We start from the raw sequence: 17817 nt of genomic DNA, 5'->3' as shown, positions 1-17817 counted from the left end.
CATTTGCTAGAATGCACCGTTAATCTCAATCAGGATGAGTTTGTCATGTCGTTATCTCTGTCTAAAATTTCTGCGTTAACGCTGCTTTGCGTCACGCTGGCCGGGTGCCAACAAACAGGAACGTCTGCCCAAAAAGGAACGGTGGCAGGCCAGTCTTCTGCGGTAACGGTCTCTCCTAACGATCAACTGAATCAGCTGTCGTCGCTGGTTGCAGCCACTCGCTATCTCAAATCAAAATGTAACCGCAGCGATCTCCCCGATGATGCGACGGTTATGAATGTTGCGTTGACAGTGGCGAAACAAAGAGGCTGGAATGTCGCGAGCTATCAGGCTTTACCGCAGCGCAGTGAAAGCCTGTATCAAGGATTATTAAAAGACAGCACGCCCAAAGAGACGCAGTGTTCGGAATTTAATCGTACGTTGACGCCATTTATTGATGCCATCCGCAGTCACGGTTAAGGCGCGGCGCTTCCACTTTCATCGTCGGCGGAACGTTCATTCTCGTTGAATTTTCCGCCCGGCCAATCCTCCAACGCCTCCAGAATAAACACCTCTCCCTCAACGCTGAAAATGGTCATGTCCTGCTGGATTTGTTCTATGGTCAATCCTTCTATTGGCGAATCGCCCTCACGGAATTGCATACCGTTGAGCGTGACACTGCGCTTGGCTTCATCCGACGTATAAACGTGTGCACTGTAGGTCAGCGGGGGAATTTCACCATTGCTGATGGCAGGCAACGGCAGCGTAGTCCTTTTCTCTGGTGGCGCAGGCGTATCGACATGGGCTTCCTCTTGATGAGGTGTCGCCGCAAGCGTTGCTGGCGTTTGTTCCTCTGCCGCAGGCAAGGTCGCGGCTTGAGCAGCTAAAGCGGTCGTAGGAGACGTAGGGGTTCCCCAGCGCTGATGGCTGAACCAGCCAAGCGCGATAAAAAGCAGAGCGTAAATAATCATCAAATACCCAGGCATTGGGTATTTGGCAAGCAGCGCTGGCTGTGAGTGTGTCGGTGCGTCCGGTGCGTTATCCACGCGCTCATCCTTAATTTTTAGGGCATATTTTGGGTCGTGTAGCATCACATCATAAACGAAAGTGAGGTGAGTAGGATGGTGCCGTCTGCCTTATTTTGCAAAAAATAGAAAGAGCCAGAAAACTGAATCTCTCGGTTATGTGACAGTTCCTCCATTTTGATTAAAAACTATTGCAATCATAATAATCACAGATGGAATCTTGATGCCGGTCGCAAAAAAAACGTGCGAATTTGCTTTAATGAAACCATGTTTTACCCTTGTAGGTATAACGTTTCTTTTTGATGTTTGATAGTCAATAAATGTGGAGGCGCCATAATCAGTTAATTAACCATCCTGAGTGTTAAATCGGCAGTCTTATTATGTGGTTTTTACTACAGGTATTGCGCTGCTTTTTTATCAATAAGGGATGTATCGAACTACCGCTAAATGACGAATAAAAGCAATTTTAAAGTATGCGATTAATATCGCAGGGTTTTGTGCGGATTTATTTTTCTATTTTGATAATTAAAAAATACTGAGGGATAAAATGTTTAGAGCGGTTATTGGGACTGGTCGTTTACGCACCTGTGCGGTAGCTATTGCCTTTTTTGGGCTCGTACTTTCCGGTTGTGATAATAGTCAGCAGCCCGTGGCAGAAAAGGCACCGCCAGATTTGCAGGTGAAAACGGCACCGTTTGGCTGGGCTGCGCAATATCAGAATACGGATGGTAAGTTTTATGCAACGACGGGGGGCGAGGGAGCACATGAAAATAGCATTTATGTCGTGACCAGCCGCCAGGAATTAAAAGATGCGTTGAATAATATCCGCAGCCCTCTTTATATCGCAGGCGATGCCGATGCGGAGTTGAAGGCAAAATTAGAACCTAAAATTATCTACTGGCAAGGCACTATCCGCGGCGATGATTTAGGTAATGGACGCTATGCGGATGCTGAGTATTATAAAACCAAGCCGAATAAAACAACGTTTGATTTTGATTTATATGTCAAAGCGTTCGATCAGGATTATATGGCGCAGTTGAAGGCGACGGCAGATGCGGGGGGCAGCGATGCGGCGGCGGCTAGCGCTGAACTTAGCCTGCTTAAGAAGCAAAATGGTCAACGCTCGCAGTATGCCAACAACCAGAAGGCGCAGATTCAATTTCAGGTACCGCCGAATACCACAATTTTAGGCGTGGGTAGCGAAGCGAAGCTGGTGGAAGGCTATTTATCCCTCAACACCTTAAGCCATACGTTTGGCAAGACCGATAACAGCAACATCATTATCCGTAATATTACGTTCCAGGCTCCGCGTGACTTTGCTCCGGCCTGGGATGCCAGCGACGGTGATAAAGGAAACTGGAATGCCCGTTATGATGCCGTATCGATTAATGCCAGCAAAAATGTCTGGCTTGATCACTGCACCTTTACGGATGGTGAACATCCTGACTATCAGGAACCGGTGTTATTTGGCAAGCATATCCAACGCCACGATGGTTTGCTGGATATTGAAGATGGGGCCGACTACCTGACGATTTCCTACAACATTTTCGCCCAGCATGACAAAACGGTATTAATTGGCTCTGGTGATGGTGATAAAGGGGAATACCGGATCACCTTTGAAGGGAATTTATGGGACAACAGCGTGCAGCGCTCGCCGCGAGTGCGTTTTGGTCAGGTGCATTTGCTCAATAACTACCATCGCGGGGCAACGGATACTAATTACCCCATTCTGTATGCCATTGGGATGGGGTTCGATTCATCCATTCTTTCCGAAAGTAACGTGTTTAATTTCCAGGGCGGCGGTGCGGATGAAAAGCTGATTATTGGTGCCTACAAGGGAAGCAAATTTAAAGATAACGGTTCCTGGTTCAATGGCAATCCGGCAAGCAATTTGAATCAAATCGCATTAGACAAATGCAGCGCCTTGCAAGATGCCGAGAAGACCGCCGCCACAAATGCTGGGAAAGCGATACCTGCATGGGCGCTGGAAACCTGCACCAATGAACTGGAATGGAGTCCGCCTTATGCGTACAGCGCAGGGAAATCCATCGCCGCCGTTGAGAAATATGTGCTGGAAAATGCCGGGGCGGGAAAACTGGAGATTGCGCTGCCGTAGTCATCTGATCTCATTGATTATTTTTTATTTAACTTTTCATCTGTAAACCCTCTGCCCGATGTCTATCGCCCTGTGGCAACGATTCTGCCGCAGGGAGAGAGACGTCGGGCGAAATAATAGTAAAAATACAGGAAATACTATGACTGACTTTTTACCTCGTACTCGCCTTACGCTCTGCGCGACACTTGTCCTGAGCGGCCTGATTGCCGGATGCAGCGATAGCGACTCAACGCCGAATGTGAGTGTTGATCGTTCTGCTGCGCCACAAAATCTTAAAGTGCCGACGCTGGCCTATGATGACAGTAGCGTGGTACTTGCCTGGGAAAAACCGACCAAACCTGCTGCGGGTATTAAGGATTACCGTGTCTATATGAATGGAACCTTGCTGGGCGGCGCGATTGATAACCAAAACACCCATTCGCCCGCCAAGCCTTATATCGATAATTTCTACAACGCGATTGATACTGATAACTGGCATGTCCGCGTCAGCTTCCATAATTTTAAGGTGACGAATCTGTCGCCGGAAACGGAATATCGCTTCACGGTGCGTGCGCTTTATGACGATGGCAAAGAATCCGTAGATAGTGAAACCGTCGTGCAGAAAACGACGGCGACGCCAGCTTCACTGAATGTGACCAACTACGGTGCGAAAGGGGATGGCGTAGCCAACGACACGCTGGCGATTCAGAAGGCAATTGATGACTGTACGCCAGCCGCGTATCCGAAAGGGTGTAAAGTCGTGGTTGAAGGGGGAACGTTTAAAACCGGCGCGCTGTTCCTGCATAGCGACATGACGTTTGAAGTCGCGAAAGGGGCTACGCTGCTGGGGTCGGCAAATGGCGACGACTATCCGCTCGCTCGCGGCTATTATCTCTACCCTTACACGTCACCTCAATTACCTAAGCGCCCACCGTCACTGATTAACGTGCTGGAAGCCGACGATCGGGGCAATAGCCATGCAGGTACGTTTAAAAATATCCGTATCGTCGGGCAGGGCACGATTGATGGCAACGGTTGGGTGCGTGGCATCAAATCTGGCGATACAAACATTACTGAAATTGATGAATTAAAGAATGAATTACCGCTCTACCGTGCGAGCAAAGCGACCAATGTTGGCAGTGACGGTATTCTGGCAAAAGACCAAACGGCAAAAGCCGTTAATGAAGGCATGTCACTGGATGAAGCGTACAAAAACCGACGCTCCAGTCTGATGACGCTGCGCGGCGTGAGCAACATGTATCTGGAAGGGCTGACGATCCTGAACCCGGCTTACCACGGTGTGATGGTGCTGGAATCCGAAAATGTGGCGATGAATGCGCTGGTACACATGACGTATGATGCGAATAATGCGGACGGTATTGAATTCGGTAACAGCCAAAACGTCATGGTATTCAATAACTTTTTCGATACGGGTGATGACAGCGTAAACTTTGCGGCAGGATACGGTGCCGAGGTGGCGACGCTGGGGCAAAAAGCGCAGAGCGGTGCCTGGATCTTCAATAACTACTTCCGTCGCGGGCACGGTGCGGTGGTCACGGGTAGCCATACTGGTGCCTGGATTGAAAAAATTGTTGCTGAAGATAACGTCATGAATAAGACGGATGTTGGCCTGCGCATGAAGAGTCGACCTTATTATGGTGGCGGCTCGCGTGACGTGGTATTCCGTAATAACGCGATGCGTGATATTGTCAACGAGCCGTTCGTGTTCACGATTAAATATAAAGCGGACGTGAACGATACCCAGCCTGCGGCCGAACCTGCACAGTTCCGTGATGTGACCGTTTCCAACGTCACGGTGGATGGTTCAGCGAAGAAAAACAGTATTCTGGTCGATGGGATGACCGTCGCTGAGATGGCTGATGCATATAAGTTCTCTTTCGAACGTGATGCTTATCATCAAGGCTTGCATTTTGAGAATGTAAAATTCAGAAGTGTAAAAGCCACGGACATTACGTTCCTGAAGAACAGTGACTTTAAAAATGTCATTTTTGAGAATGTACCGGGAGCCTGGAATTTCGGTCATATTGAAAATATCAGGCTCGAAGACCGTGTAAATAATGATGCCGCGCTGACGACCAGCGGTGATGAAACCATCACCCGGGAAGCCGCAACGGAATAAGGCATTTTCCCCACGCCCATCGGCGTGGGGAGTATTATGGATGATTACCTATGGCACGATTGCAAGCTTTCAAAGAACCGTCTTTTAATTCGTTGGTTGCCACTTTTCGGTCACTGCCAGCTCCGCTGATTCGACGTATCGTGTTGGGGCTGATTTTGCTGCTGATTTGCCAGCAGTTGGCCGTATTGACCTGGCGTTTTCTCCTGCCTGAAGATTCGCGCCTTGTCGGCGTGGCGGTCACGCCTGCCCAGGCAAAAGAAAAGCCCGCTACGCCGGGCGACTTTACCCTATTTGGCCATGCTCCCGATGCGGATGCCTCTGCGGTTAATGATGCCGCGCTGTCCGGTGATATTCCGCTGACATCGTTAAATATCAGCCTGACTGGGGTTCTGGCGAGTGAAGACGCCAAGCGTTCGATTGCCATCATCGCTAAAGATAGTCAGCAATACAGTCGCAACGTCGGCGATGCCATTCCGGGCTATGAAGCCAAAATTGTGACTATCTCTGCCGATCGTGTCGTGCTTCAGTATCAGGGGCGCTATGAGGCGCTGCACTTGTATCAGGAAGAAAAGGCGGCTGACGCGCCGCCGTCTGCTGGCGCATTTAGCCAGGTGAAAGAGGAAATACAAAAAGATCCCTTCTCGGCGCAGGACTACCTCACCATTTCTCCCGTCACGGAAGAAGAAGTACTGAAAGGATATCAGTTAAACCCCGGCAAAAATCCCGATCTTTTCTACCGCGCAGGCTTGCAGGATAACGATCTCGCTGTGTCATTAAACGGCATGGATTTACGCGATGCAGATCAGGCACAGCAGGCGATGGCGCAACTGGCAGGGATGAGCAAATTTAATTTGACCGTCGAGCGTGATGGTCAACAGCAGGATATATATCTGGCACTGGATGGAGACCACTAATTTGTTTAGCAAGGGACAGGGATTTTTTAAGCGTCAGGTTTTTTCAAAACATAAAAACCAATGGCTTGGTCAAGTACGCCGTAAGAGCATGTTATTGCTCAGCGGGAGCGTTCTGCTGATGGCGTCATCATTGGCGTGGAGCGCTGAATTCTCCGCCAGTTTTAAGGGCACGGATATTCAGGAGTTTATCAATACCGTCAGTAAGAATTTAAATAAGACGGTCATTATCGATCCGTCGGTCAGCGGAACGATTACCGTACGCAGCTATGACATGATGAATGAAGAACAGTATTACCAGTTCTTCCTGAGCGTGCTGGATGTCTATGGATTTACCGTTATTCCGATGGATAACAACGTCCTGAAAATCATTCGCTCGAAGGATGCGAAATCAACATCTATGCCGCTGGCTACTGACGATCAGCCGGGCATTGGCGATGAAGTAGTGACGCGCGTCGTACCGGTGAACAACGTCGCCGCTCGCGATCTGGCGCCGCTGCTGCGCCAGTTGAACGACAACGCCGGTGCCGGGAGCGTGGTGCATTACGAACCGTCGAACGTGCTGCTGATGACTGGCCGCGCGGGTGTGATCAAGCGGCTGATGACGATAGTCGAACGGGTTGATCAGACGGGCGATCGGAATGTGACCAGCATACCGCTGTCTTACGCTTCCTCAACGGAAGTGGTGAAGATGGTGAATGAACTGAACAAGATGGATGAGAAATCCGCCTTGCCGGGGATGCTGACCGCCAATGTAGTGGCTGACGAACGAACCAACTCGGTGCTGGTGCGTGGAGAACCGAACTCACGCCAGCGTGTAATTGATATGATCAAACAGCTCGATCGCCAGCAGGCTGTGCAGGGCAACACCAAAGTTATCTACCTTAAATACGCGAAAGCGGCCGATCTGGTCGAAGTGCTGACTGGCGTCGGCGACAGCATCCAAACCGACCAGCAAAATGCGCTGCCCGCGCTGCGTAAAGACATTTCGATTAAGGCTCACGAACAAACCAACTCCCTGATTGTGAATGCTGCGCCTGACATTATGCGCGATCTGGAACAGGTGATTGCACAGCTGGATATCCGCCGTCCACAGGTATTAGTCGAAGCGATTATCGCGGAAGTTCAGGATGCCGATGGCATGAATCTGGGCGTGCAATGGGCGAATAAAAATGCCGGGACAACGCAGTTCACGAACACCGGGCTACCGATCACGACAATGATAGCGGGAGCCGATCAGTATCGGCGTGATGGGACGCTGAATACTGCGGCATCGAGTGCCCTGAGCAGCTTCAACGGCATTGCCGCGGGCTTCTATCAGGGGAACTGGAGCATGCTGATGACGGCGCTGTCCAGCAACAGCAAGAACGACATTCTGGCGACGCCCAGTATCGTGACGTTGGACAATATGGAAGCGACGTTTAACGTCGGTCAGGAAGTGCCAGTATTGGCGGGTTCGCAGACGACATCCGGTGACAACGTTTTCCAAACGGTGGAACGTAAAACGGTCGGTATCAAACTGAAGGTGAAACCCCAAATCAACGAAGGTGACTCCGTTCTGCTGGAAATCGAACAGGAAGTCTCCAGCGTGGCTGATGCCGCCTCCAGCAGCAGCACCAACCTTGGCGCAACATTCAATACGCGTACCGTTAATAACGCGGTGCTGGTCAGCAGTGGCGAAACCGTGGTGGTGGGCGGCTTGCTGGATAAAAGTACCAATGAGTCGGCAAGTAAAGTCCCCCTGTTGGGCGATATTCCCGTGCTGGGATACCTGTTCCGCTCCAACAGTCAGGAAACGAAAAAGCGTAACCTGATGCTGTTTATCCGTCCTTCTATTATTCGCGATCGCAGCCAATATCAGAGTGCCTCTGCCAGTAAGTATCATTCGTTCAATGCTGAAGAAGAGAAGCAGCGAGAGGCGAATGGCGGGAAGGCTAATCTGCTGGATAACGATTTACTGCGCTTGCCGGAAGGCGGGAACGCCTATACGTTCCGTCAGGTTCAGTCCTCCATTGTGGCGTTTTATCCGGCGGGCGGGAAATGAGTGACGTTGCCTCCCAGATTATAGAATTACGCCCGATATTGCCGTTTGCTTATGCACGATCGCAGCAAATTCTGCTGTTGCAGCGGGAAAACGATGCGAGTCTACAGACAATTTGCGTCGCGCAAACGCCGCCAGCCGCCTTGCTGGAAGCACGTCGGATTGCGGGCCGTTCGCTTAAGATTGAGCGCGTGACGGAAGACGAGTTTGAACGGCAATTAGTCATTAGCTATCAGCGTGATTCAGAAGAAGCGCGTCGTCTGATGGAAGACATCGGCAATGAGATGGATTTCTATACGCTGGTGGAAGAGTTGCCAGACAGCGACGATTTGCTCGATGCCGACGATGATGCGCCGATTATCCGCCTGATCAATGCGATGCTAACCGAAGCGATTAAGGATAAAGCGTCGGATATTCATATCGAGACGTATGAGCGCTATTTGCTGATCCGTTTCCGTGTCGACGGTGTACTGCGTGAGATCCTGCGTCCACAGCGTAAGCTGGCGTCGCTGCTGGTATCGCGTATTAAGGTCATGGCGAAGCTGGACATTGCTGAAAAGCGTATCCCGCAGGATGGACGCATGGCGCTACGAGTGGGGGGGCGGGCGATTGACGTTCGTGTCTCCACGTTGCCGTCGAACTACGGTGAGCGCGTCGTGCTGCGTTTGCTGGATAAAAACAGCGTTAAGCTCGATCTTGAACTGCTGGGCATGTCGGAACGCAATCGGCAGCGGCTGGACAGCCTGATCCATCGTCCACACGGCATTATTCTGGTTACTGGCCCGACAGGATCGGGGAAAAGTACCACGCTGTATGCCGCGCTCAGTCGCCTGAATGCCTCGGAACGTAACATCATGACGGTGGAAGATCCCATCGAGTATGAGCTGGAAGGCATTGGGCAAACGCAGGTTAATACCAAGGTGGATATGACGTTTGCCCGCGGGCTGCGTGCCATTTTGCGTCAGGACCCGGACGTCGTGCTGGTAGGGGAAATTCGTGATGGTGAAACGGCGCAAATTGCCGTGCAGGCCTCGCTGACCGGTCACCTTGTGTTATCCACGCTACATACCAATAGTGCGCTGGGCGCGCTGTCTCGTTTGCAGGATATGGGCGTCGAGCCTTTCCTGCTCTCAACCTCTCTGCTGGGCGTGCTCGCACAGCGTCTGGTCAGAACGCTGTGTTCTGACTGTAGCCAGCCGCATCCGGTCGATCCGGTTCAGGCCGCACAGATGGGGATTGCGCCGGGTACGCTGCTGCATAACCCCGTGGGCTGCCCGCAGTGTAGCTATACCGGCTATCGGGGGCGCATCGGCATTCATGAACTGGTGTTGATCAATGACGACGTTCGCGCGGCGATCCACCGCAGTGACGGTGAAATGGCAATTGCGCAGATTCTGGGGGAGAGTCGAACCACTATCCGTCAGGACGGGTTGGAAAAGGTACTGGCGGGGCTCACGACCTGGGAAGAAGTGATCCGCGTAACCAAAGAGGAATGATATGGCACAGTACCACTATCAGGCGCTGGATGCGCAGGGGAAAAAATGCCGTGGCACTCAGGAGGCCGACTCTGCCAGACAGGCACGTCAGCTATTGCGGGAGCGCGGACTGGTGCCGCTGTCGGTTGATGAAGGCCGCGGTGACCAGCAGAAATCTGGATCTACGGGGTTCTCCCTCCGCCGTAAAATTCGTATCAGTACCTCAGATTTAGCACTGTTAACTCGCCAGTTGGCGACGCTGGTGGCGGCGTCGTTGCCGCTGGAAGAAGCGCTGGATGCCGTGGCGAAACAGAGCGAAAAGCCGCATCTGAGCCAGTTGATGGCGGCGGTGCGCAGTAAGGTCATGGAAGGGCATTCGTTGGCCGATGCCATGAAGTGTTTTCCCGGCAGCTTTGAGCGACTGTATTGCGCGATGGTCGCCGCAGGCGAGACGTCCGGTCACCTTGATGAAGTGCTGAATAGGCTGGCGGACTACACCGAGCAGCGCCAACAGATGCGCAGCCGCATCCAGCAGGCGATGATCTATCCCTGCGTGCTAACCGTCGTCGCGATTGCCGTGGTCAGCATTCTGCTGTCCGTCGTGGTGCCGAAAGTTGTCGAGCAATTTATTCATATGAAGCAGGCGCTGCCGCTTTCAACGCGTGTTTTGATGGGGATGAGCGATGCCGTGCGCACGTTCGGGCCGTGGGTGTTGCTGGCGCTGCTGGCCGCGTTTATGGCGTTTCGCGTGATGCTGCGGCAAGAAAAGCGGCGCATCAACTTTCATCGGCGCTTGCTGCATTTACCGCTGCTCGGCCGTATCGCTCGCGGCTTGAATACGGCACGTTACGCGCGGACGCTCAGTATTCTCAACGCCAGTGCGGTGCCGCTGTTGCAGGCGATGCGTATTAGCGGCGATGTGATGAGCAATGACTATGCCCGCCATCGGCTCTCTCTGGCGACGGATGCGGTACGAGAAGGCGTGAGTCTACACAAAGCGCTGGAACAGACGGCGCTCTTTCCCCCGATGATGCGCCATATGATCGCCAGCGGTGAACGCAGCGGCGAGTTGGACAGCATGCTGGAACGGGCGGCGGATAATCAGGATCGGGAATTCAGTTCACAGATGACGCTGGCGCTGGGGTTATTTGAACCTCTGCTGGTGGTCAGCATGGCAGCGGTGGTGTTGTTTATCGTACTGGCGATTTTACAACCGATTCTGCAACTGAATACGTTAATGAGTTCGTAAGAGAACCAACAATTGAACGAGGAAAAGTAAGGATGCAACAGTCTCAGCGTCGTGATGGTAAGCATAGTTATGGTAAGCACAGCCATGGTCAACGTGGTTTTACCCTGTTGGAAATTATGGTGGTGATCGTCATTCTTGGCGTGCTGGCGAGTCTGGTCGTGCCCAATTTGATGGGGAATAAGGAAAAAGCGGACAGGCAAAAAGCCGTCAGCGATATTGTGTCTCTCGAAAGCGCACTCGATATGTACAAGCTGGATAACAACCGCTATCCGTCCACCGAGCAGGGGCTGAAGGCGCTGGTGACGAAGCCGACTGTACAGCCAGAACCGCGTAACTACCCAGCCGATGGCTATATTCGCCGTCTGCCGCAGGATCCGTGGGGCACGGAGTATCAACTGCTGAATCCCGGCCAGCACGGCAAACTGGATATCTTCTCTCTGGGGCCAGATGGCATGCCGGGAACGGAAGATGACATCGGCAACTGGAATCTTGATAAAAAATAAAGACGTCGGTCTTTGTTGCAGATTGCTGACAAACCTATTTATTGAACGAGAACGGTAGTAACGGAATAGAAGAGTAAAGCGTTTGCGCCATGGACAAAAACGTCAGGAACGTTTTTGAACGTCGCTTGCGATGGCCCTGAAAGGGTGAATCTCAGGGATGAGATTCATATTCGCGCAATCCGAGCGTACAGGGATGTATTTATAGCGTCTTTACGATCTATCCGTTACTACCGCCATATGGACTTTGTCGGCAACCTCAAATAACTATGCCAGTCTTTATAAGTGACTGTTGCAGATGGGTTGTGGGTAGTTGCTATCGATGGCGGCGGGAAAAGGACGGCAAAGCGCAATGAAGCGGGAAACGAGGAAGCAGCAGGGGTTCACCCTGCTGGAAATGATGCTGGTCGTGCTGCTGGCTGGCATCGCGGCTGGCATGGTAGTCATGGCGTTTCCTCCCGAGCGCCAGAATGACAGCGCGTGGCAGTTGGCTCGTTTTCAGGCGCAGTTAGAGTTTGCCGCGGAAAGCAGTCAGATTAACGAATACATGCTGGGTGTTCGCATCTATCCCGATCGCTGGCAGTTTTATCAACTCCAGCGACCCGCGGCATCGGAAGGAGTGTCGATCCCGAGCGGCGATCGCTGGCAGGGCTACAAGTGGCAGCCGTGGCAACCGCATCGGGTGAGCACAACGGCAACGCTGCCTGATACATTCCGGCTTGAACTATTGCAGGCCGATGGGCAAAAAGTGGATAAAACGCAGAGTGGCGACGACCCCGATATCCTGATTTTGCCCGGCGGCGAAATCACGCCTTTCCGTCTGCTCGTTAAGTCTAAAGACAAAGCGCTCTCGAATTGGCTCCAGGTGGATGGTACCGGACGATTTTTGACGTCGATGAGTCAGGGTAAGAAACGATGAAACGACAGAAAGGGATGACGTTGGTGGAGGTGCTGGTTGCGCTAAGCGTTTTCGCGCTGGCAGGCATTGCGGTATTGCAAACGACAGCCAGACAGGCAAGCAGCCTGAGTCGGCTGGAAGAGAAGACGTTTGCTGGCTGGGTAGCGGAAAACCAGCAGGTGCAACTGCGGTTGGAACAGCGCTGGCCGGAAGCAGCGTGGGTGAGAGGCGAAACGCAGTTTGCGGGCATGCGCTGGCATTGGCGTTGGCAAGGCGTAGAGACGGCCGACCCTCAGACCAAAGCGCTGGATGTGGAAGTGCGGCGTAATAAAGATGCCTTTGCCGCTGATGCTTCGCTGCGTACCTATGTGGTGAAGCAATAATGCTTAATAAAACAGGGAAATGTAGTCAAATAAGGCGGAGTCGAGAGACAGCGCGGCAGAAACGCCAGCAGGGGTTTACGCTGCTGGAGATGATTCTGGCGATCGCGATCTTTGCCGCGCTAAGCGTTAGCGCGTTTCAGGTCCTGAACGGCGTGATGCGCAACGATGAAATTTCGCAGCGTAAGGCCGAACGTCTGGCCGAAATACAGCGCGCCTTTTCACAAATGGACAGCGATTTCTCCCAGATGATCGCACGCGGCAGCAGGGGAAGTACCTCGATATTTTATGCTGGTCGCGATCAGTTAAAAAGCGATGACTGGGGCGTCAGCTTTATGCGTAATGGCTGGCAGAACCCGTTTGGCATACTGCCGCGCTCTGAACTTCAGCCTGTGGCCTATCGACTGCGGGAACACACTCTGGAACGGTTAACCCACGCGGTGCCTGACCCGATTGAGGGGCTCGATCCCGGTGTAAAACCGCTTCTCACGCAGGTAGACGGCTTCCGCCTGCGCTTTTTCAGTAATAAAACCTGGCGCGATCGCTGGGATAACAGTACGCAATTGCCACAAGGGATCGAAGTGGTGCTGACCTTAAGGGATTACGGAGAAATGTCGCGTATGTTCTTGATTACTACCGGACCGGTTAAATGAGGTCGCGTCAGCGTGGCGCTGCGCTGCTGGTGGTGCTCCTGATTCTGGCATTAATGGTGACGATTGCCGCGGTGATTACGGAACGCACTGGGAAAGCATTCTTGCGTACCGAAAGTCATTTGAGCCGTCAGCAGGCGAAATGGTATGCCTTGGGGGCGGAAACGCTAAGCGGGCAGATATTACTGCGCGACGCGCGGAATATGCCAGGGCGCACGTTTGTCGGGCAGAACTGGTCGCAGCCGGGGCACCGTTTCCCGGTGGACGGTGGGGAAATCATCGGCCAGATTAGTGATGCGCGCACCTGCTTTAATGTAAATGCGATCAATCAAGGCGTGGATAACGAAAGCACGCTGGTGAAGACACCTTATCCAGCACAGGTTTTCCGTTTGCTATTGAAAAATCTAGGCGAAGATGCGGATCGTGCAGAAAAAATCACTGCGGCGGTGCGCGACTGGATTGATGCGGATAACTATCCGTCGGCTAACGGTGCAGAAGATGATGTCTACGCTACGCTGCCAGTGCCTTATCGTACGGCCAACCAGAGAATGAGTGAAATCAGCGAATTGCGCGCGGTTTATGGCATGGACAGCGATCTCTATCGCCGTTTGCTGCCCTATGTCTGCGCGCTGCCGGTGGATGCGATGTCGATCAATATCAACACATTAACTGAGTTTGATGCCCCGTTATTATCCGCCTTGTTCCTGAATGAAATGACGATGTCGCAGGCGAAAGCGCTGGTGCAGCAGCGGCCTCGTACGGGATGGGCAGGCCTTGAGGTTCTGCAACAAACCGGGCTATTGCCCCCGAATAGTAAAAATACCGCGCAGCGAGTGCTGGCAGTGAAAAGTGAATGGTTCTTTGTAAAACTCCAGGTGCGTGTTGGTGACAGTGATTTTCATCAGCGCAGTTTGCTTCATCTGAGTGGACAAAAGGTACAGGTCGTGCAGCGGCAATATGGAGGATATAGGACGGTGAATCCATGAAAATAGCGGGAAAATGGAAGCGAAAAGCCGCGAAAGCCCCATTAAATCGAGGTCCGGTTGTTCGACATCCGTGCCTCATTGTGCGTCTTCCGGTAGAAGAACTGGGAGACATTGAATGGCAAGTGCGTTCATCCAATGGGGAAAGTGTACTGAGTCAGGGGCGCGGTAGCGTAGAACAGGTTCGGCAGGCGCTTGCGGCGTATCCGTCCGTGACTTTCACCCGCGTTCTGGTTCCGGCAACTGACGTGACGTTTTATGCCCTGACGCTACCCCGACAGGCTCGGCGTCAGTTAACGCAAGTCGTGCCGTTTATGCTGGAAGACCAGTTGGCAACGGAAATTGAAAAGCTGCATTTTGCCGTGCTGGAAATTCATGGCGATGACGGCACGGTCGCCGTGGTGGAAAAAAACCGGATGCAGCGTTGGCTGGCGCAGTGTGATGCACTGGGGCTCAGCGTCGATACCTTATTGCCCGATGCCCGCGTATTGCCGAAACATCAGGATGGCTGGAGCGCGTTGCAGCATGATGGCATGTGGCTATTTCGCCAGCCGACGGGCCATGCCATGGCAGCGGAATCCTCCTGGTGCGGTGACTTGCTGAAAGCGTCTATGCCGCTGCCTGCGATATACAGCTACAGCGCTGCATCGGTCGGCGGTGAGCTATCGCAGTACGACTGGCAGGAGGAAGGCGAGTGGAAAGCGCAGCCCGCAACGGATCTCTTCACGCTGGCGGCCACGGCGCAGCTACCTGCTTCGGTCGATCTGCGGCAAGGCGATTATGCGCCGGAGAAGGCCTGGCAAAACACGCTGCTGCCGTGGCGCGGCGTCGGGATTGCTTTTGCCTGTTACCTTCTGTTGGTCGTGGCGGATGCTGGCTGGGCGCACTATCAGCTTTATCAGCAGGCCGAGCATTGGCGGCAGGAAAGCGTCCGCGTCTATCGGCAGATTTTCCCTTCCGAGACGAATGTTGTTAACCCACGCGCGCAGATGCAGCAGCACCTGCAACGTACGGCAGCCGGAGGAGCGGGGAAAGGGCTACTGGAGCAATTGAATCCCTTACAGCAACTGATGACGCAGAATAGCGCCATCAAAATTCAGTCGCTGTCTTACGACGGTTCCGCTGGTGAATTCCGGCTGGCGTTGCAGGCCACGTCGTATCAGGAATTAGAGCAGTTTCAGCAGCAGGCTGCCGCTTATTATCAGGTTCAGGCGGGGGAGATGCGGCAGGAAAACGATCGGGTTGAAGGCCGCTTAACGTTAAGGAGCCAGCAATGAATGAATTACGGCAACGCTGGCAGGCGATGAGCCAGCGCGAGCGCCAACTCATGGTCTTGTGTGCGGCGGTGCTCCTGCTCTGTCTGGTGTATTACGCTATTTTTCAGCCGTGGCAGCTGCGGGAAGAACAGTGGGAGCGCACGATTTCTCGCGAGCAGCAGACCGTCAACTGGATGCAGAAACAGGCTTCATCGATTCCGCAGGGCAATCGGGCGCAGGGGGAAAACAGTCAGCGTGATGTTAGTCTGCCAATTTTGATTTCGCAAAGTACCAAACGTTACGGGCTGACCGTCGTACGCTTGCAGCCGCAGGGCAATCAGGCGTCGGTGACGCTGGCCCAGAGCGATTTTAATAGCCTGCTGCGCTGGCTGAGCGAACTGGAACAGAAAAATGGTGTGAAAGTGCTGTCGCTGGATGTGAATGCCGTCGAGCAAAGCCCAGGAGTGGTGGATGTGACCAGACTGATGCTGGAACGGGCGGATGAAGCTTAAATCCGGCATCGGCGCAGGTGTCGCTTTGGTTCTGGCCTATGGGCTGTTTCTGGCGTGCTATGCGCCTGCCCGTTTGCTCACCGCGGTTCCGCTGCCGGCCGGAATGGTGGTCGCAGAAGCCGCCGGAACGCTATGGCAGGGGAACCTGCAACGGTTTAGCTGGCGCACATTAACGTTGGACGATGTGCACTGGAACATCACTTTCTCGGGTTTTATGCCCGCGCTGGAAATTGCGTTTCAAAACCCGGAGGGCATCGAAGGCCACGGGATCATTCGTGGCTGGCAGCAGCCACAGTTTTATCAATGGCGGCTGTCTGTGCCAGCGGGCTATTTATTCCGCCATCTGCGTTTTGTCGTGCCAATCGGCGCAGAAGGCAACGTGCAGCTGAATCTGCAAGAAGCGACGGTCGACCGTTCTGGCTGCCAGTCGCTGGATGCCAATATAGTCTGGCCGGGCGCGCGGGTGAAAACCCCGCTGGGTGGGCTCGTGCTCGCAACCCCTCAGGCTACGTTACGCTGCCAGCAAGGGGCGCTTGAGGCGAACCTGCGGCAGACCTCCTCGCATCTGCAATTGTCCGGCAAGGGCAGCGTCACCCCGAAAGGTGAGTACCGTTTTACAGGACAACTGAGTAGCGGAAACGACTTACCCGCGACCATGAAAAAATTACTGGCTACCACCGGAAAAGCGGATGAACAAGGTGCCAGAACGCTGAGTTTTCAGGGGCGCCTGTTGTAACAGGGACGAGCGTTATAAGAGAAACGATCGTTGCCATCGCGGTGTAGCCGACTGCAAAAAATGAACCGCTAACTTATCTCTTTTCTTTATCAACAATCAGGGACTAACGTGGACGATTTAAGGGAATTCGCGCAGGTGTTTCCGGCATGGTGGTATGGTGCGCTGGGCGTATTGGGATTGATTGTTGGCAGCTTTCTGAACGTCGTGATTTATCGCTTGCCGATCATGTTGGAACGGCGCTGGCGGCAGGACATCGATCTGCAAACGGGCATGACCGATTCCGGGCAGGCTACGCGCTACAACCTGTGGTGCCCACCTTCGTCTTGTCCGCACTGCCAGCAGACTATTGCGGTGAAGGATAACATCCCGTTATTCAGTTGGCTGTGGCTGCGCGGCCGTTCCCGCTGTTGTCATCAGCCTGTGTCTGTGCAGTATCCGCTGGTGGAAGTCATCACCATGCTGGTTTTTCTGGCTGCGGGGTTGCTGTGGCTGCCCGGTATGGCGCTGTGTGCGGCGTTAATCCTGCTGTCCTTTCTGGTGGTGCTGACCGTTATTGATATAAAAACGCTGCTGCTGCCGGATGTGCTTACGCTGTCGCTGCTGTGGATGGGATTGCTGTTTAATCTGTCGGAAACGTTTGTCCCATTACGTGATGCCGTGGTAGGCGCGATGGCTGGCTATTTGTCCCTGTGGCTACTTTATTGGGTATTTAAATACGCCACTGGTAAAGAGGCGCTGGGGTACGGTGATTTTAAGTTACTGGCCGCGCTGGGAGCCTGGCTAGGCTGGCAGGCATTGCCGAATCTGGTTTTGGTGGCGGCGCTGAGCGGGCTGATCGTGACGCTTATTTGGCGCGGGTTGCGTAAAGAGGATACGGCTAAACCGCTGGCCTTTGGCCCCTGGCTGGCAATAGGCGGCGTGTTCGGCATAGTAATGAACGGATTGAATCTGTAGAGAATAACAAAGGCAATGCCGAATCATCGGCTG

At 53.2% G+C, this 17817-nt stretch carries 17 protein-coding genes; 16 read left to right on the top strand and 1 reads right to left on the bottom strand.

Features of this window, described 5'->3' with window-relative positions; all coding sequences use genetic code 11:
- Window positions 1-45 precede the first annotated feature (45 nt).
- Window positions 46-459 (top strand): type II secretion system pilot lipoprotein GspS, encoded by a 414-nt coding sequence (gspS, locus tag R9X49_RS10960; protein WP_319848378.1) that lies wholly within the window; start codon window positions 46-48, stop codon window positions 457-459.
- Here the strand turns inward: gspS and gspB are convergent.
- Complete coding sequence (gene gspB, locus R9X49_RS10955; protein WP_319848377.1) at window positions 456-1025, bottom strand: type II secretion system assembly factor GspB; 570 nt, start codon at window positions 1023-1025, stop codon at window positions 456-458. The genes gspS and gspB overlap by 4 nt on opposite strands.
- A 526-nt stretch (window positions 1026-1551) precedes the next feature.
- Between gspB and R9X49_RS10950 the strand changes: the two genes are divergently transcribed.
- From R9X49_RS10950 to R9X49_RS10880, 15 genes are all read left to right on the top strand, one after another.
- Entirely contained in the window at window positions 1552-3120 is a 1569-nt protein-coding gene (locus R9X49_RS10950; protein ID WP_319848376.1) for a polysaccharide lyase family 1 protein, read from the top strand.
- Window positions 3121-3259: 139 nt separating this feature from the next.
- Window positions 3260-5239, top strand: coding sequence for a glycoside hydrolase family 28 protein (locus R9X49_RS10945; RefSeq protein WP_319848375.1), 1980 nt, complete (start codon window positions 3260-3262; stop codon window positions 5237-5239).
- A 50-nt stretch (window positions 5240-5289) separates the two neighbouring features.
- Entirely contained in the window at window positions 5290-6153 is an 864-nt protein-coding gene (gspC, locus tag R9X49_RS10940) for a type II secretion system protein GspC (RefSeq protein WP_319848373.1), read from the top strand.
- A gap of 88 nt (window positions 6154-6241) precedes the next feature.
- Window positions 6242-8194: a type II secretion system secretin GspD gene (gspD, locus tag R9X49_RS10935; RefSeq protein ID WP_319848372.1), complete on the top strand. Its 1953-nt coding sequence runs from the start codon at window positions 6242-6244 to the stop codon at window positions 8192-8194.
- Window positions 8191-9687 carry a type II secretion system ATPase GspE gene (gene gspE / locus R9X49_RS10930; RefSeq protein ID WP_319848371.1) on the top strand — a complete coding sequence of 499 codons (1497 nt, stop codon included), beginning with the start codon at window positions 8191-8193 and terminating at the stop codon, window positions 9685-9687. Before gspD ends, gspE begins: the two co-directional genes overlap by 4 nt.
- Window position 9688: 1 nt before the next feature.
- On the top strand, window positions 9689-10915 hold the full coding sequence (gene gspF / locus R9X49_RS10925) for a type II secretion system inner membrane protein GspF (protein ID WP_319848370.1): 1227 nt from the start codon (window positions 9689-9691) through the stop codon (window positions 10913-10915).
- 32 nt (window positions 10916-10947) lie between these two features.
- Entirely contained in the window at window positions 10948-11418 is a 471-nt protein-coding gene (gene gspG, locus R9X49_RS10920; RefSeq protein WP_319848369.1) for a type II secretion system major pseudopilin GspG, read from the top strand.
- A gap of 349 nt (window positions 11419-11767) precedes the next feature.
- Window positions 11768-12334: a type II secretion system minor pseudopilin GspH gene (gene gspH, locus R9X49_RS10915; RefSeq protein ID WP_319848368.1), complete on the top strand. Its 567-nt coding sequence runs from the start codon at window positions 11768-11770 to the stop codon at window positions 12332-12334.
- Window positions 12331-12696: a type II secretion system minor pseudopilin GspI gene (gene gspI, locus R9X49_RS10910; protein WP_319848366.1), complete on the top strand. Its 366-nt coding sequence runs from the start codon at window positions 12331-12333 to the stop codon at window positions 12694-12696. Before gspH ends, gspI begins: the two co-directional genes overlap by 4 nt.
- Window positions 12696-13346 (top strand): type II secretion system minor pseudopilin GspJ, encoded by a 651-nt coding sequence (gene gspJ / locus R9X49_RS10905; RefSeq protein ID WP_319848365.1) that lies wholly within the window; start codon window positions 12696-12698, stop codon window positions 13344-13346. Before gspI ends, gspJ begins: the two co-directional genes overlap by 1 nt.
- Complete coding sequence (gene gspK, locus R9X49_RS10900; RefSeq protein WP_319848364.1) at window positions 13343-14329, top strand: type II secretion system minor pseudopilin GspK; 987 nt, start codon at window positions 13343-13345, stop codon at window positions 14327-14329. Before gspJ ends, gspK begins: the two co-directional genes overlap by 4 nt.
- Entirely contained in the window at window positions 14326-15603 is a 1278-nt protein-coding gene (gspL, locus tag R9X49_RS10895) for a type II secretion system protein GspL (protein WP_319848363.1), read from the top strand. The genes gspK and gspL overlap by 4 nt, the downstream gene beginning before the upstream one ends.
- Entirely contained in the window at window positions 15600-16094 is a 495-nt protein-coding gene (locus R9X49_RS10890) for a type II secretion system protein M (RefSeq protein WP_319848362.1), read from the top strand. Before gspL ends, R9X49_RS10890 begins: the two co-directional genes overlap by 4 nt.
- A complete protein-coding gene (locus tag R9X49_RS10885) occupies window positions 16084-16830 on the top strand; it encodes a type II secretion system protein N (RefSeq protein ID WP_319848361.1) in 747 nt (248 codons plus the stop codon). The genes R9X49_RS10890 and R9X49_RS10885 overlap by 11 nt, the downstream gene beginning before the upstream one ends.
- Window positions 16831-16938: 108 nt before the next feature.
- A complete protein-coding gene (locus tag R9X49_RS10880; protein ID WP_319848360.1) occupies window positions 16939-17784 on the top strand; it encodes an A24 family peptidase in 846 nt (281 codons plus the stop codon).
- The last annotated feature ends 33 nt before the right edge of the window (window positions 17785-17817 follow it).

Origin of the sequence: Pectobacterium carotovorum (assembly GCF_033898505.1) — a bacterium.
GTDB classification, from domain to species: Bacteria; Pseudomonadota; Gammaproteobacteria; order Enterobacterales; family Enterobacteriaceae; genus Pectobacterium; species Pectobacterium carotovorum_J.
This window is presented reverse-complemented; position numbering and strand designations above follow the sequence as displayed.

Excerpts from the sequence above, each read along its gene's own strand:
- gspD (WP_319848372.1), top strand. The coding sequence starts at position 6,242 with ATGTTATTGCTCAGCGGGAGCGTTCTGCTGATGGCGTCATCATTGGCG.
- gspI (WP_319848366.1), top strand. The coding sequence starts at position 12,331 with ATGAAACGACAGAAAGGGATGACGTTGGTGGAGGTGCTGGTTGCGCTA.
- gspL (WP_319848363.1), top strand. The coding sequence starts at position 14,326 with ATGAAAATAGCGGGAAAATGGAAGCGAAAAGCCGCGAAAGCCCCATTA.
- R9X49_RS10945 (WP_319848375.1), top strand. The coding sequence starts at position 3,260 with ATGACTGACTTTTTACCTCGTACTCGCCTTACGCTCTGCGCGACACTT.
- R9X49_RS10950 (WP_319848376.1), top strand. The coding sequence starts at position 1,552 with ATGTTTAGAGCGGTTATTGGGACTGGTCGTTTACGCACCTGTGCGGTA.
- gspF (WP_319848370.1), top strand. The coding sequence starts at position 9,689 with ATGGCACAGTACCACTATCAGGCGCTGGATGCGCAGGGGAAAAAATGC.
- gspC (WP_319848373.1), top strand. The coding sequence starts at position 5,290 with ATGGCACGATTGCAAGCTTTCAAAGAACCGTCTTTTAATTCGTTGGTT.
- R9X49_RS10890 (WP_319848362.1), top strand. The coding sequence starts at position 15,600 with ATGAATGAATTACGGCAACGCTGGCAGGCGATGAGCCAGCGCGAGCGC.
- gspE (WP_319848371.1), top strand. The coding sequence starts at position 8,191 with ATGAGTGACGTTGCCTCCCAGATTATAGAATTACGCCCGATATTGCCG.
- R9X49_RS10885 (WP_319848361.1), top strand. The coding sequence starts at position 16,084 with ATGAAGCTTAAATCCGGCATCGGCGCAGGTGTCGCTTTGGTTCTGGCC.
- gspK (WP_319848364.1), top strand. The coding sequence starts at position 13,343 with ATGAGGTCGCGTCAGCGTGGCGCTGCGCTGCTGGTGGTGCTCCTGATT.
- gspG (WP_319848369.1), top strand. The coding sequence starts at position 10,948 with ATGCAACAGTCTCAGCGTCGTGATGGTAAGCATAGTTATGGTAAGCAC.
- gspH (WP_319848368.1), top strand. The coding sequence starts at position 11,768 with ATGAAGCGGGAAACGAGGAAGCAGCAGGGGTTCACCCTGCTGGAAATG.
- gspS (WP_319848378.1), top strand. The coding sequence starts at position 46 with ATGTCGTTATCTCTGTCTAAAATTTCTGCGTTAACGCTGCTTTGCGTC.
- gspJ (WP_319848365.1), top strand. The coding sequence starts at position 12,696 with ATGCTTAATAAAACAGGGAAATGTAGTCAAATAAGGCGGAGTCGAGAG.